The following is a 13,918-nucleotide window of genomic DNA, read 5'->3' on the forward strand; positions in this document are numbered from 1 at the left end:
AGAAAAGCGATGCAAGACTGGGATATGGTCATCCACAACGTCCACCTGGCCACCATGGAACATGGCTATGGCGAACTGCTCGACGCGGCCATCGCCGTCAAGGATGGCCGCATCGCCTGGTTCGGTCCCGGCGACGAGCTGCCGGCCAGCGGCGCGGTGCTGCACGACGGCCAGGGCTGCTGGCTGACGCCAGGCCTGATCGACTGCCATACGCACATCGTCCACGCGGGCAACCGCAGCGACGAATTCGAGGCGCGCCTGAATGGCGCCAGCTATGAAGACATCAGCCGCGCCGGCGGCGGCATCATGTCCACCGTGCGCGCCACGCGCGCGGCCAGCGACGATGAATTGCTGCGGCAAAGCCTGCCCCGCGTGCTGGCGCTGCTGGCCGAAGGCGTGACCACGCTGGAGATCAAGTCCGGCTACGGTCTCGATGCGGACAGCGAGGCGAAGATGCTGCGCGTGGCGCGCCGCATCGGGCAAGAGCTTCCGGTCACCGTGCGCACCACGTTTCTCGGCGCGCACGCGCTGCCGCCCGAATACGCGGGCCAGCCCGACGCTTATATCGAGCTGCTGTGCGCGCAGATGCTGCCCCGGCTGGCCGGCGATGGCCTGGTCGATGCCGTCGACGCGTTTTGCGAGCGCATCGGCTTTACGCCGGCGCAAACCGAAACGGTGTTCGAGGCGGCGCAGGCGCTGGGCCTGCCCGTCAAACTGCATGCGGAGCAGCTGTCGGATTTGGGCGGTGCGGCGCTGGTGGCCCGCTACGGCGGCCTGTCGGCCGACCACCTGGAATTCCTGTCGGACGAGGGCATCGCCGCCATGGCGCGGCATGGCACGGTGGCCGTGCTGCTGCCGGGCGCGTATTATTTTTTGCGCGAAGTACAGCAACCTCCCATCTCAGATTTGCGCGCGGCCGGCGTGCCGATGGCCGTGTCCACCGATTGCAATCCGGGCACGTCGCCGATGACGTCATTGCTGCTGGCGATGAACATGGCGTGCACCTTGTGGCGCTTGACGCCGCAGGAAGCGCTGGCCGGTGTTACGTGCCATGCGGCGCGCGCGCTGGGCTTGCAGCAGGAAACGGGCAGCCTGGCAGTGGGCAAGCGCGCCGATTTCGCCCTGTGGCGCATCGCGCGCCCGGCCGACCTGGCGTATGCGCTGGGCCTGAACCCGTGCGCGGGCGTGGTGCACGGCGGTGTCTGGCGCGCGCCGGTGGTAAGCTTGCCGGATTGATCATCCGTCCTGGAGCGCCGCGTGCGTGCTGCTTATTTGCCGTTTTACTTGCTGTTGTTACTAGTCTTCGCCGCCGCGCCCATGTCCTCCCTTGCCATGGATGGCGGCACCCTGAAGGTGGGTTCGAAGCGTTTCACGGAATCGTACATCCTCGGCGAAATCGTCAAGCAGAGCGCCGCGCCGCACGTCAGGGCGGAACACCGCCAGGGCCTGGGTAACACCGCCATCGTGCTCGCCGCGCTGCAGGCGGGCAGCATCGACGTATATGCCGAATACATGGGCACCATCGCCAGCGAAATCCTCAAGCACGACAAACCGATTGATCTGAATCAGATGCGGCGCGAGCTGGCGGTGCTGGGGCTGGGCGTGGCCGTGCCGCTGGGCTTTAACAATACGTATGCGCTGGCCATGCGCGGCGATGAACAATCCATCGCCAGCCTGGCGCAGCTGGCCCAGCACCCGGCCTTGAAGTTCGGCCTGTCGCATGAATTCATCGGCAGGGTCGATGGCTGGCCGGGCCTGGCCGCGCGCTATGGCTTGCCGCAGCGCCCGCGCGGACTCGATCACGGCATTGCGTATGAAGCGCTGGCGCAGCGCCAGGTGGATGTGATCGACATCTATTCGACGGACGCGAAGATCCGCCAGTACGGCTTGCGCGTGCTGGCCGACACGCAGCAGTATTTTCCCCGCTACGACGCCATGCTCCTGTACCGGATCGACCTGCCGCAGCGCTTTCCTGCCGCCTGGCAAGCCTTGCAAGGGTTGCAGGGGCGTATTAGCGAGGGCGACATGATCGCCATGAATGCGGCCGTGGAAATCGACGGCAAGAGCTTTGCCGGCGTGGCGCGGCAGTGGCTGGCATCGGGCACGCGGCCGAACAAACCGGCCGCCGCGCGCAGCGGTTTGCTCGATAAAATCATCGGCGACGATCTGTGGACCCTGACGCGCCAGCACCTGACGCTGGTGCTGCTGTCGGTGGCCCTGGCGTGCCTGATCGGTATTCCGCTGGGCGTGCTGGCGGCGTTTTCGGCGCCGCTGCGGCAAACCGTGCTGGCCTTCGTCGGCGTGCTGCAGACGGTGCCGTCGCTGGCCCTGCTGGCGATATTGATTCCCGTGCTGGGCATGATCGGATTGGTGCCGGCGCTGGTGGCGCTATTCGTGTACGCCTTGCTGCCCATCGTGCGCAACACGTGCACGGGCATCTTGCAGGTGCCGCAAGGCTTGCGCATGGCGGCGCTGGCGCTGGGCTTGAGCCGGCGCGACCGCCTGCTGCATGTGGACTTGCCGCTGGCCTTGCCCGTGATGCTGGCGGGCGTGAAAACGGCGGCCGTGATGAGCGTGGGCACGGCCACCATCGCCGCCTTCATCGGCGCGGGCGGCTATGGCGAACGCATCACCATCGGCCTGGCGCTGAATGACAACGACATGCTGCTGGCCGGCGCGATCCCCGCAGCCGTGCTGGCCCTGCTGACGCAAGGCCTGTTCGAACTGGTGGAGCGTTGGGCCGTGGCCGGCCGGCAGCGCTGACGGCATCACGGTTACAGCGAGTGCAGTTTCGAGCGCACCGAGACGACGGCCTGGTGCAGGATGCGTTCGGCCTGGAAGTCGTTTTCGCGCTGTTCGGCGATGGCTTGCAAGTCGCGCGTGTAGCGTTCCAGGCGGGAACGCAGGTAGGCGCGGTAGATCTTCATGACGAGCGGTTTGGCAGAGACATTCATGTTGTGGCTCCCGGATGCGAAATGATGCGTTCATTTTGTGTGAGCGGAATGCCGCCACTTTGCGTCATATCAAACGCCATGACCCCGTCAAATTGGCGCGTTTGACATTGCGCAATGCCCCCAACGTCGCAGATGCCACACTGAATCTTCCCTGCTCGCCTGGACATCATCAGCCGCGAGCCCTGATCCCATCAAGCATACTCAAGGAGCGTCGCATGGTCATTTTTGCCGTGGTTGCTGGCTGCATCGCCTGCCTGACAGTGTACCAAATCTATAAAAATTCGCAGGGTGGCAGTGGGGTTGCGCAACAACATATCGGCTTGCACGGCACATTGATTGAACCACGGAAATAATCAGTGTCATCCGAGCGACACTTGGTGACACTTGGTTAGCAGATTTAAGTCAAATGTAAGGCCCGGTAAGCAAATGTAAAGGTCTGCGCCATCGCAAGCGGCTGCGTTTATATTGATAACCGTTGATTGCATTCTCCCCCTCCCACTTGACAATGGGTTCACCCCGCGGTGCCGCTAGCCCGCGGGGATTTTTTTGGGAACTTGCATTGTCAGTTCCCTCGCTACAATTCCAATCAGGCCGCTTTCGGCGTGCCCGCCGACAATTGCGTCAAGGCATCGCCAGCCACGCGGCAGATGCGCCAGTCCGGCATCACGTCCGCGCCCATGCCCTGGTAGAAGTTGATCGCGTTTTCATTCCAGTCCAGCACTGACCATTCGAAGCGGCCGCAATCGCGTTCGACGGCCAGTTGCGCCAGCGCCACCAGCATCTGCTTGCCATAGCCCTTGCCGCGCACCGATTGCTTCACGTACAGGTCTTCCAGGTACAGGCCCTTGCGGCACAGGAAGGTGGAAAAGTTGTGGAAGAACAGGGCGAACGTCACTACTTCACCATGCTCCTCACCGACCAGCGCTTCGCACGCGGGCTGCGGGCCGAACAGGCTGTCGTGCAGCATGGATTCCTTGGCGATCATCATGTGTTCGAGTTTTTCAAACACGGCCAGTTCATGGATCATGCCGAAGATGGCGGCCACGTCGGATGCGGTCGCGGGACGGATGGCGAGGGAGGAAGAGGTGCTCATGTTGCCTTTGCGGATGAAGTGGTGGAAAGAGAGGAAACGGCAGCCGTCTTGCGCGCGCCCGACGTCAGCGCCCAGGCCACGCTGGACAGGCACAGCACCATGCCCACCCATTCGATGGGGGCGGGTCGATAGTGTTCGAACTGCACCGACAGCAGCACGGAAATGACGGGCGTGACGACGCCGATATACACGGTCTTTTGCGTGCCGATGCGCGCGATTAACGTGAAATACGCGCTGAAGGCGATCACCGAGCCGAAGAGGGCCAGATACAGCAATCCCATCCAGTAACTGGGGCGCGTAGGCAATTGCCAGGACTGGCCCGTGGCGATGGCCCAGGCAGCCACCATGAGGGTGCCCCACAGCATGGTCCAGGCCATAGTCAGCATCACGTTGCCGGAATGTTCGCGCACTTTCATGACGAGGGCGTTGCCTGCCGTGCTAGACACTGTGGCCACTAGGGCCAGCATGAATCCGAGCAGAAAGTGGCCATTGCCGCCGCCGAGCATATCGTGCAGCGCCGCGCCGATGGACTGGTAAAACAGCAGCACGATGCCGCAGATGGCAACGAACGCCGCGCAGCAGGTGCTCCAGGTGATCGGTGTGCCGAAGGCGATGCGGTTGAGCAAGGGCGTCCAGAACACCATCAGCGCGAACAGCACGCTGACGAGGGCCGACACCAGGTATTGCTCCGAACTATACGTACACACATAGCTGAGGGCAAACGAGGCCAGGCCCTGCAGCAGCATCCATTTTTGCGCGCGCCAGGGCAGGCGCAGGCGGTCGCCGCGTACGGCGCACCAGGCAAACAGGGTGGCGGACGCGAGGCCGAAGCGGTAGACCACGGAAACGGCGGGGGCGACGTCTCCCAGCTGCAAGGTGATGGCCCAGAAGGTGGAGCCCCAGATCAGGCAGGCAATGATGAACAGGAGAGGAGAGGACATCGCGCAAGTATACGGGCATCGCGCAGCGATGGCGAGTGCGGTCGAGCTTGCTCGATGTGTTGCCAAAAAACACCAGGCATTGAGCCAGCGCAGTGCTTCTGGAAAATATTGAATTTATGAAAATATTTACATTAATATCAAGTAAATATTTTCCGGATTGCATCTTTGAAGGGGACCGCCATGCCAGCCTCACTGCACATCAAAGTATGGAGCGTGCTTGTATATGTCGTCGTGACTGCTGTGATTGCCATCTGGCTGCACCCTTCTGCCTTGCTCGCTGCCGGCGCATTTGGCTGAGCGCATGCGCCGGCAAGCAGATCAGTGGGTGACGCGGGTCTTGCGGCCGTCCGACAGCAGGCGCACGCGCTCGCCGGGGCGGAACAGCTCGTCGGCGTCTTGCACGATGGCGCGCATGTCGCCATTGTCCAGGCGCACGGTGATTTCCAGGCCGGGTTTGTTGGACGCGTTCGCTTCGATGCTCTTGCCGGCCATGCCGCCGGCGACGGCGCCGAGGATGCTGGCCGCAATGGCGCCCTTGCCGCCCCCGACTGTCGAGCCGGCCACGCCGCCCAGCGCCGCGCCAGCCAGCACGCCCGTGCCCGTTTCGCCCTTGTCGATGGTTACCTGGCGCACGGATTCAACCGTGCCCATGCGAACCGATTGTTCATTCTGCGCCTGGCGCGCGTTGTAGACATTTGCCGAGTTCGGTTGTACGGCGCAGCCGGCCAGGGTGGCGAGCAATGCCACTGCAATAATTGGTGCTTTCATGTAGGACTCCCTTGGACAAAAGTTGGTTGCCGATTGCGTCGACCGGCAGATGATGACTTATCATAAGGACACTTGCCTAAGATAACTAGTTGCGAATAGTAAAAATCTGTTACTGGGCCCGCGTGACCGAGTGGCCACGTGACCGCCTGCCGCTCAATACGCCAGCCGCAGGCGCCGGTACAAAAATCCCAGCACGAAGAGCGGACCCACCAGCAAAAAGCGCAAGTCGTCGAGAAACGACGGCTTCTTGCCTTCGATCTGGTGGCCGATGAACTGGCCTATCCAGGCCAGCACGAACAGCGCCAGCGACGCGGGCAGGATGGTCAGCGGCGGCATGAGCTGCAGCAGGCCCAGCATGGCGGCCAGCATCGCCAGCATGCCCGCCGCAAACGGGCGCGACAGCTTGTAGTAATAGTATAAGGCCAGGATACTGCCGAGCAGCGCCACGCTGGGATGCACGCTCCACAGCAGCCCCAGCAAGCTGAAAACGATCAGCGGCACGCACACGATGTGCACCCATTCATTGACATGGTTGCGGTGGCTTTCGCCATACTGGGCCAGCAGGGTGTCGATGGTGCGCATGGGCGGTCTCTTGTAGCGGGAGGGTTGTGCGTGAATTCTACACCGTCGCGTGGCCGGGTAAAATGGCCCTTTGTCTTCCTTTCAGGACATCTCATTTGAATAGGCCAGCCTTCTTGCCAGACGAAAGCGCCGACCCGCTTAAACGCTGTTTCGATCCCGTCGTCGACGCCGGCACGCGCTTATTGATATTGGGCAGCCTGCCCGGCGAAAAATCGCTGGCGCATAGCCAGTACTATGCGCACCCGCAAAACAAGTTCTGGATGCTGCTGGGAGAAGTGCTGGGCGTGGATTTGAGCAGCCTGCCCTATGAAGAGCGTCTGGCAAGCTTGCTGGCGCACGGCGTGGGATTGTGGGACGTGGTGGCGCAGGCGCAGCGCACGGGCAGCCTGGACAGCAATATCCGCGCCCGCGACGACAACGACCTCGTCGCCCTGGCCGCCAGCTTGCCGCGGCTGCACACGATCGCCTTCAACGGCGGCACGGCCGCGAAGCTGGGCGTCAAGGTGCTGGGTGAGCACGCGCAGCGTTACCGCATCGTCAGCTTGCCGTCGAGCAGCCCGGCGTACACGCTCGCGTATGCGCAGAAATTGCAGGCGTGGCTGTCGCTGCGTGGCCAACCGGAGCCGGCCGCGCGTTAATCGTGTTGCCGGCCTTTACGCCGGCGCGTACGGCTGCGCTTCCAGTGGTTGCCCCTTGGCATCGAATTTCAGCGCCACGTATAAGTTGGTGACGCCGATGGTGGCCAGCGCGTCGCAGATGTCGTCGACTTCGTCCTGCAGGTCGGCGGCCAGGTCCAGCGGCTTGTCGGCGCTGTGCAGCAGTGCGCCGCCCGCCGTGCTGACGTTGACGCGCAGCAGCATTTCACCGTGTTCATCGGCCGGGCCGACGACCACCGAGACGTCACCCGCGTCCACCTTGTTTTCCGCCAGTGCATGGTTGATGCCGGACATCATCTGCAGCATCGCATATTCGCTCATGCCTTGTTCCTTGCCGCCGTGGAACAAGTCCTGGTAGAGGAAGCTCACTTCCAGCGCGCTGCCGGTCGGCGCCAGGCAGCGTTTCACCAGGTCGCCCACTTCCGTCGTCCACTGCTGGTAGCGGGCCATGCGCGCGTCAAACCAGGCGTCGAGCGCCGCTTCATCCTTCGGTTCCGCATAGAACGGGTCGTCCACGCGCTTCAAGGCAAAGCCCAGCAGGAAGCGCAGTTCGACGGCCGTGTCCTGCGGGCCGAAAGCCGTCTCGCTCCAGCCGACGATGCTGCTTTCCAGGCCGGGCGTGGCGACGATCTTCTTGTCCGTCATTGACGAATACGCATCGCGCACCATGTCATGCAGGTGGCTGTAGGTGATGCGGTCGATTTCATCGAGGTCGTAGGCATGGCTCATCAGGACCACCTTGGCCTTGGCGCTTTCCAATTCTGCTTGCTGGAAACTTTTTACCAGCGCTTCGAACGCATCCTGGTTCTGGAAACTGTCCGCTTCCTTCAGGCCACCCGTGCTTTGCACCAGCAGGGGCACGACGAAGGCGTTGATTTCCATGGCCGGGGCATTCTCGCGGCGGATCACGGAAATGGACGCCGCTTCCTCGATATGGCTGCGCAAATACTGGTAGGCGCCCACGTCTTCGTACTTGGAACGCTCGATGGCGTCGTACAGGATTTCATCCTTCTTTTGATTCAAGGCCTTGCGGATCAGGCGGCCGAATTCGACGGCTTGCTCGGCCAGCACCGTGCCCTGCGATTCGCTGTCTTCCTGCTCCGCCAGGTTCAGGGCCATCGTGCACAGCATGCGCGTGACGGATTCGTCCTTGTCTTCAGGCGTGTTGGCGGATTTACGGGGGACAGGGCGCTTATTTTTGGGCATGGCGATCAACAGGTTAAGGAATACGGGTCAGGCAAACGGAAACGGGCGCCAGGGTTTTACCGGGCGCCGGGATGGATCATACAGGCGGACGCGGCCGCCTGATACTTCAATGGTCGGTATCGAACATCTCGTGCAGCTCGTCGAGCAGGTCGGCGGCTTCTTCCTGCGACAGGCCAAGATGCTGGCATGCAAGCTCACCGCCCTTGTCCCACTCCAGCGAGGTACTGTTCCCATGGTAGCGCTGAATGCCCTTTTCGGCCAGCAGCGACAGGGCGACGAGCGAGCGGATGGCATCGTCCGTGGACGGGTCGGCCAGCACCGTGTAGTCGTGGTGGTGCAAAATCGCCCAGGAAACGTCGGAGGACAGGCCCCAGTTGCGTGCCAGCAAGCAGCCAATGGCTGCGTGGTTGGTCTGGTGGCGCGCGTCTTCCAGGGCCGTAAAACAATTGTGCGCATCGTTGGCCGCCGCCGCGTACGTGTTGACATAGTCGGGGAAGCGGTTCATCAGCAGGGGCACGCCGATGTCGCAGAACAGGCCGAAGGTATGCGCGATATCGGGCGGGGCGATGCGCAGCTTGCGCGAGGTAAATACCAGGGCGCGCGCGCGCTTGGCCGATACATCCCAGAAGTGGGTCAGTTCCACGCCTTCCGCTTCCAGCGCCTGGCGCGCCAGCAAGCCCGTCATCATGGCGCTGCACTGGTTGATGCCGAGAAAGTTGATGCCTTGCTCAACGGATTTGGCCTTGCGCGCGGCGCCATAGAACGGCGAATTTGCCAGTTTCAGCAGGGCGCCCGACATGCCGACATCGTCGGCGATGATGCGCGCGATGCGGCGCGGCGACGGGTCTTGTTCGGCCAGTTCGCGCTGCAAGTCGACCAGCAGGCTGGGACGCGGCGGGATACGGATGGAACGCATCAAGGCGTCAACCGGATCTTCCTGCACTACCTGCTTTTGCGCTGCCGCTCTCATCATCACGCTTTCATCATCATTTTTGTGCTCGGTGCTTATTCTGTGCGCGCTGCCGCTGCCCGCTTCATGAGCGTCTGGCGCAGTGCCCGACGATTATCGCTGTTTATGGGCGGCAATAGTTCACATCTGCAATATATTGTCGCAAAAATCCCTGTTTTGGCCTGCTCCCGTTGCGATTTCCGTCATGTCAGGACGTTATTCATTCAGGAAATAATGATTAAAAGATCAAGTTTTATTTGTTTTCAAGGCGGGAGTGAGGCGTGCGGCAACAGGGCAGCGATACAATTGCCGGATGAAAAAAATCCTCGCGGGTATCGATTTTGCGGACAATTCCAGCAGCGTGGCGCGCCAGCTGATCGGCGTGACCGTGCTGGTGGACGGCGTGGGCGGGCGCATCGTGGAAACGGAAGCGTATGACCGGCTGGACCCGGCCTCGCACACGTATGGCGGCATGACGCCGCGCAATGCGGCCATGTTCGGCCCGCCCGCGCACGCCTATGTCTACCGCTCGTACGGCATTCACTGGTGCCTGAACTTTGTGTGCCGCGAAGCGGGCCATGGCGCGGGCGTGTTGATCCGCGCCATCGAACCGCTCGTGGGACTCGATACCATGCGCGAACGGCGCGGCGTCGAGGATGCCCGGCTGCTGTGTTCGGGGCCGGGCAAGGTGTGCCAGGCGCTCGGTGTGAGCCATCTGCAGAACCGGCTGGCGCTCGATGCTCCGCCGTTCATGCTGCTGGCCCGCGAGGACGAGGTTGCGGTACAGGCGGGGCCGCGCATCGGCATTTCCAGGGCGATGGAGACGCCGTGGCGTTTCGTGCTGGCAGGCTCACGCTACCTGAGCAAGCCGATGCGCGCGCCTGTCATCGAGTTACCTCGCTAGCCGCGCCGGCGCTGGGGCGCATCCTTGGCGTTACGCATGCCGGGCTTGCCGCGCAGCGGACTGTGCAGCGCGCGCCGGTCCTGGGGCGGCGTCCTGGCGGGGTCTTGAAAGGCGTCGTCGTCCGCGCCGGCGGGCGTGGCTGGCGCGGCTGGATCCAGGGTAAAGACGCTGACCGCCGCCGACAGTTTGACGGCCTGGTCCTGCAAACTGGCCGCCGCCGCTGCCGCCTGCTCCACCAGGGCCGCGTTTTGCTGCGTGACGTCATCCATTTGCGCGACGGCCTGGTTTACTTCCGTGATGCCCGACGCCTGCTCGGCGCTGGCCTCTTTCACGCGCTGGATGATCTCGTTGACTTGCTGCACCGAGGCCACGATGGCGCCCATGCTGTCGCCCGCCTGCTGCACGGCCACGCTGCCGCCGTCGATGGTGGTGACGGAGGTGGCGATCAGGGTCTTGATTTCCTTGGCCGCCTGCGCCGAGCGCTGCGCCAAGGTGCGCACTTCCGACGCCACCACGGCAAAGCCGCGGCCCTGCTCGCCCGCGCGCGCCGCCTCCACCGCCGCATTCAGCGCGAGGATATTGGTCTGAAAGGAAATGCCGTCGATCACGCCGATAATATCCACGATCTGGCGCGAATTGGCCCGTATCGTCGCCATTGTCGCTACCGCCTGCTGCATCGATGCTCCCCCTTGCACGGCCAGGGTCGACGCTTGTCCCGCCAGCTCGCAGGCCAGCTGGGCATTGTCCGCATTGTTGTTGACGGCTGCCGTCAAGGTTTCCATGGCGCTCGATGTTTCTTCCAGCGAACTGGCTTGCATTTCCGTGCGCGCCGACAGGTCCAGGTTGCCGGTGGCAATTTCGCGCGAGGCCGTGTCGATCGATTGCACGGCGCCCGTGATGGTGCGCAAGGTCTGGTTCAGGTGGGCGATGGTCTGGTCCAGCACGCGCGACGTGGCGGCGATTTCGTCATTGCCCGGCTTGGGAGCGCCGGCCATCAGCTTGCCCGCCGCCAGGTCTTGCACGGCGTCGGCAATGCCGCGGATTTCCACCAGCATGGCGCGGCGCACCAGCATGGTCACGACGATGGAGACGAGGATCGACAGCAGGACCGTCAGCAGCAGGCTCCAGCCCAGGCTGCGGAACTCGGCGCTGGCCGTCGCGTGGGCCTGGCTGCTGAGCGTTGTTTCCAGGGCAGACAGTTGCGCCAGCTGCGTATTGAACTGGACGAATTGGGTTTCCGCCTTGAGCATGGAGTTGGTGGCGATCGACTGGTCCATCTGCGCCATTTCCATGGTTTCCAGTACCGCCTTGCGATAGCCGGCCAGGGCCGTGATGGCCGCATCGACCAGGGTGCGCTCGGCGCCCGTGGCCGTGGAACGCAGCGTGCCCAGCTGGGCGCCGATGGCCGCGTGGCGCGCCTTGATCTGTTGCTCCAGCGCATCGAGGCGGGCCTTGGCGAAGCTGCCATTCGTCCATGACAGCAACTGGTACATATTGCCATGTACGTGTTTGGCCTCGCCTAGTACGTCCGCGGCCGCCTTCAAATGCGTAATGCGCACCCGCACCATGTTTTCCAGCGAGGCATTTTGCCGCACCATGCCATACCAGGCGCCGCTCGAGCTGAGTATCAGCAACAGCAAGACCAGGGTGGGCGCCAGCAATAATTTTGGTCCGATGCGTAATTGATTGAGCATGCTTGACTCCTGGCTATGGCTGATCAAACCGCAGGCGGCGCGCGGCGTGCGCGCCGCCCCTGCCTTATTTTTTGTAGATGCCCGCTTCCAGCACCACATCGTTGACGCGCAGGATGTAGGTGGTCTTCGGCTCGATCTTGCCGCTGGTGGGATTCTTGTACTGGTAATCGACCCAGCCCTTGCCCTGTTTTTGCGCCAGCTCGATGATTTCACGCCGATATTTCTTGCCATTCGCGTCCGGCACATCCGTCAAATCCTTGCCCACGATGGAAGGATTGATGGGGTGGGCCAGCACGATGCCCGTCTTGATGTCGCGCATGTCCACGTACAGCGAGCCCTGCACGAAGTCCGGGTCTTTCGCCGTGATTTTCTTCATCATTTCTTCCTTGCTATGCGCCTTCATGAAGGCGGCGCCCCGTTCGGCCATGGCGATGGCGTCTTTTTCCGTTGGTTCGACCGCGGCACTGACGCTGCCGCCGGCAAATGCCAGGCACAGCAGGCTACCCGTGAATAAGCGTTTCATGAAAGCTCCTTGTGATATCGAGGGATGTGTTGCCAAGCCGTAATTTACGTCGCCGACAGTCCCATCAAATTGCGGTGGAACAAACTTAGGTGTTGCTTGTAGGCAGCATGCAACGTATCGACCGCTTGTTGATATGTAGCAATTTGGTTCTTATAGGCAAGAACTATGATGACTTTCACAGCATGCCGAGCTGGACTGGCATGGAGAGGAAAAAGCTGGAATTGGCCGATATACGGCTGATTTCATGAAAGTTGTCGCCATTTACAGGCAAGGAGCTGATCGTGTCCGCACTCATTACCGAGCCGTTTGCACCCAAGTTCAAGCCGTATACGCGGCAAACCATTCAACAGGCGCGGCAGTGGGAATGGCTGCCGGAAGAGCAGCGCGAAGCCGTGCAGGTGGTCTCGCACGTCTTGCCATTTCGCACCAATGAATATGTGCTTGATCAGTTGATCGACTGGAACAACATCCCTGACGATCCCATCTACCGCCTCGTCTTTCCCCACCGCGACATGCTGCCGCCCGAGCAGTACGCGCACCTGCGCGACCTGGTGCTGGTGCAGCGGGACAAGGCGGCCATCGACGCCTATGTGCATGGCTTGCGCCTGGGAATGAATCCCCATCCGGCCGGGCAAATGACGCATAACGTGCCGAGGGTCAACGATGCGCCCGTGCGCGGCCTGCAGCATAAGTATGCGCAGACGGTGCTGTTTTTTCCCAGCGCGGGCCAGACCTGCCACGCGTATTGCACTTTCTGTTTTCGCTGGCCCCAGTTCGTCGGCATGGACGACATGAAGTTCGATGCGCGCGAATCGAACGAGCTGGCCGCCTACCTGAAACTGCATCCGGAAGTGACGGACGTGCTGATTACGGGCGGCGATCCGATGATCATGAACACGCGGCAGCTGGCGGCCTACCTGGAGCCGCTGCTGGCGCCGGGCCTGGAACATATCCAGAACATCCGCATCGGCACCAAGGCGGTGGCGTATTGGCCGCAGCGCTTTGTCTCGGACCGCGATGCGGATGACTTGATGCGCCTGTTCGAGCGCATCGTCAAGGCGGGCAAGAACCTGGCCGTGATGGGCCATTACAGCCATGCCGTCGAGTTGCGCCAGGACATCGCGCAGCAAGCCGTGAAACGCATCGTTTCCACGGGCGCCACCTTGCGCATGCAGGGGCCGCTGATCCGCCACATCAACGAAGACCCGGCAAGCTGGGCTGAGCTGTGGCAGACGGGTACGCGCCTGGGGGCGATTCCGTATTACATGTTTGTGGAACGGGATACGGGCCCGCGCGGCTATTTCGAGTTGCCGCTGGCGAAGGCGCACGAAATTTTCCAGGCCGCCTACCAGATGGTGTCGGGCCTGTCGCGCACGGTGCGGGGACCGTCCATGAGCGCCTTTCCCGGCAAGATCGTCATCGACGGCATCGTCACCATCAATGGCGAAAAACTGTTTGCCCTGCAATTCTTGCAGGCACGCAACCCGGACTGGGTGCGCCGGCCGTTCTTTGCGAAATTCGATGCGGAAGCGACGTGGATGGACGATTTGAAACCCGCGTTCGGCCACGATAAATTCTTCTTCCAGACGGATGAACCTGTGCCGCAGCTGCCGCATAAAATCATCCGCCTGGCACAGGCTGCCTGAGC

Annotated in this window: 15 protein-coding genes; 6 read left to right on the forward strand and 9 right to left on the reverse strand. The window is 62.3% G+C overall.

All coding sequences use genetic code 11. The annotated features are described in order from the left end of the window. The first annotated feature begins 9 nt into the window (after positions 1-9). Together hutI and CSQ95_RS08235 are read left to right on the forward strand one after the other, a co-directional pair. Positions 10-1,236: an imidazolonepropionase gene (gene hutI, locus CSQ95_RS08230; protein WP_099409128.1), complete on the forward strand. Its 1,227-nt coding sequence runs from the start codon at positions 10-12 to the stop codon at positions 1,234-1,236. Positions 1,237-1,317: 81 nt separating this feature from the next. Then, positions 1,318-2,763, forward strand: coding sequence for a glycine betaine ABC transporter substrate-binding protein (locus tag CSQ95_RS08235; protein ID WP_099409191.1), 1,446 nt, complete (start codon positions 1,318-1,320; stop codon positions 2,761-2,763). Positions 2,764-2,774: 11 nt separating this feature from the next. Here CSQ95_RS08235 and CSQ95_RS08240 read toward each other — a convergent pair whose 3' ends face one another. Continuing rightward, complete coding sequence (locus CSQ95_RS08240; RefSeq protein WP_034746290.1) at positions 2,775-2,954, reverse strand: hypothetical protein; 180 nt, start codon at positions 2,952-2,954, stop codon at positions 2,775-2,777. 14 nt (positions 2,955-2,968) lie between these two features. Between CSQ95_RS08240 and CSQ95_RS29030 the strand changes: the two genes are divergently transcribed. After that, positions 2,969-3,307 (forward strand): hypothetical protein, encoded by a 339-nt coding sequence (locus tag CSQ95_RS29030; RefSeq protein WP_139143096.1) that lies wholly within the window; start codon positions 2,969-2,971, stop codon positions 3,305-3,307. Between the two features lie 233 nt (positions 3,308-3,540). On the opposite strand, the gene CSQ95_RS08245 is transcribed toward CSQ95_RS29030, so the two are convergent. From CSQ95_RS08245 to CSQ95_RS08260, 4 genes are all read right to left on the reverse strand, one after another. Beyond that, the gene (locus tag CSQ95_RS08245) at positions 3,541-4,047 is read right to left on the reverse strand and encodes a GNAT family N-acetyltransferase (protein WP_099409129.1); all 507 of its coding nucleotides are present in this window, start codon (positions 4,045-4,047) and stop codon (positions 3,541-3,543) included. Next, complete coding sequence (locus tag CSQ95_RS08250; RefSeq protein ID WP_099409130.1) at positions 4,044-4,988, reverse strand: DMT family transporter; 945 nt, start codon at positions 4,986-4,988, stop codon at positions 4,044-4,046. Before CSQ95_RS08250 ends, CSQ95_RS08245 begins: the two co-directional genes overlap by 4 nt. A 318-nt stretch (positions 4,989-5,306) precedes the next feature. Further along, complete coding sequence (locus tag CSQ95_RS08255) at positions 5,307-5,756, reverse strand: glycine zipper 2TM domain-containing protein (protein ID WP_034780449.1); 450 nt, start codon at positions 5,754-5,756, stop codon at positions 5,307-5,309. A gap of 153 nt (positions 5,757-5,909) precedes the next feature. Further along, positions 5,910-6,338, reverse strand: a complete 429-nt coding sequence (locus CSQ95_RS08260) for a DUF962 domain-containing protein (protein ID WP_099409131.1) — start codon at positions 6,336-6,338, stop codon at positions 5,910-5,912. A gap of 95 nt (positions 6,339-6,433) precedes the next feature. On the opposite strand from CSQ95_RS08260, the gene CSQ95_RS08265 reads away from it, so the two are divergent. Next, on the forward strand, positions 6,434-6,976 hold the full coding sequence (locus CSQ95_RS08265) for a DNA-deoxyinosine glycosylase (RefSeq protein WP_099409132.1): 543 nt from the start codon (positions 6,434-6,436) through the stop codon (positions 6,974-6,976). 15 nt (positions 6,977-6,991) lie between these two features. On the opposite strand, the gene CSQ95_RS08270 is transcribed toward CSQ95_RS08265, so the two are convergent. Beyond that, a complete protein-coding gene (locus CSQ95_RS08270; RefSeq protein WP_099409192.1) occupies positions 6,992-8,200 on the reverse strand; it encodes a hypothetical protein in 1,209 nt (402 codons plus the stop codon). Between the two features lie 106 nt (positions 8,201-8,306). Continuing rightward, entirely contained in the window at positions 8,307-9,173 is an 867-nt protein-coding gene (locus CSQ95_RS08275) for an HDOD domain-containing protein (protein WP_070224224.1), read from the reverse strand. A 289-nt stretch (positions 9,174-9,462) separates the two neighbouring features. On the opposite strand from CSQ95_RS08275, the gene CSQ95_RS08280 reads away from it, so the two are divergent. Beyond that, the gene (locus tag CSQ95_RS08280) at positions 9,463-10,053 is read left to right on the forward strand and encodes a DNA-3-methyladenine glycosylase (protein ID WP_099409133.1); all 591 of its coding nucleotides are present in this window, start codon (positions 9,463-9,465) and stop codon (positions 10,051-10,053) included. On the opposite strand, the gene CSQ95_RS08285 is transcribed toward CSQ95_RS08280, so the two are convergent. Next, positions 10,050-11,747, reverse strand: coding sequence for a methyl-accepting chemotaxis protein (locus tag CSQ95_RS08285; RefSeq protein ID WP_099409134.1), 1,698 nt, complete (start codon positions 11,745-11,747; stop codon positions 10,050-10,052). The two genes, CSQ95_RS08280 and CSQ95_RS08285, sit on opposite strands and share 4 nt — an antisense overlap. A 64-nt stretch (positions 11,748-11,811) precedes the next feature. After that, positions 11,812-12,270 carry a cache domain-containing protein gene (locus CSQ95_RS08290; protein ID WP_099409135.1) on the reverse strand — a complete coding sequence of 153 codons (459 nt, stop codon included), beginning with the start codon at positions 12,268-12,270 and terminating at the stop codon, positions 11,812-11,814. A 281-nt stretch (positions 12,271-12,551) separates the two neighbouring features. On the opposite strand from CSQ95_RS08290, the gene CSQ95_RS08295 reads away from it, so the two are divergent. Beyond that, positions 12,552-13,916 (forward strand): KamA family radical SAM protein, encoded by a 1,365-nt coding sequence (locus CSQ95_RS08295; protein ID WP_257217986.1) that lies wholly within the window; start codon positions 12,552-12,554, stop codon positions 13,914-13,916. Positions 13,917-13,918: the final 2 nt, after the last annotated feature.

This window comes from Janthinobacterium sp. BJB304 (genome assembly GCF_002735765.1).
In the GTDB taxonomy this organism is placed as follows: domain Bacteria; phylum Pseudomonadota; class Gammaproteobacteria; order Burkholderiales; family Burkholderiaceae_D; genus Janthinobacterium.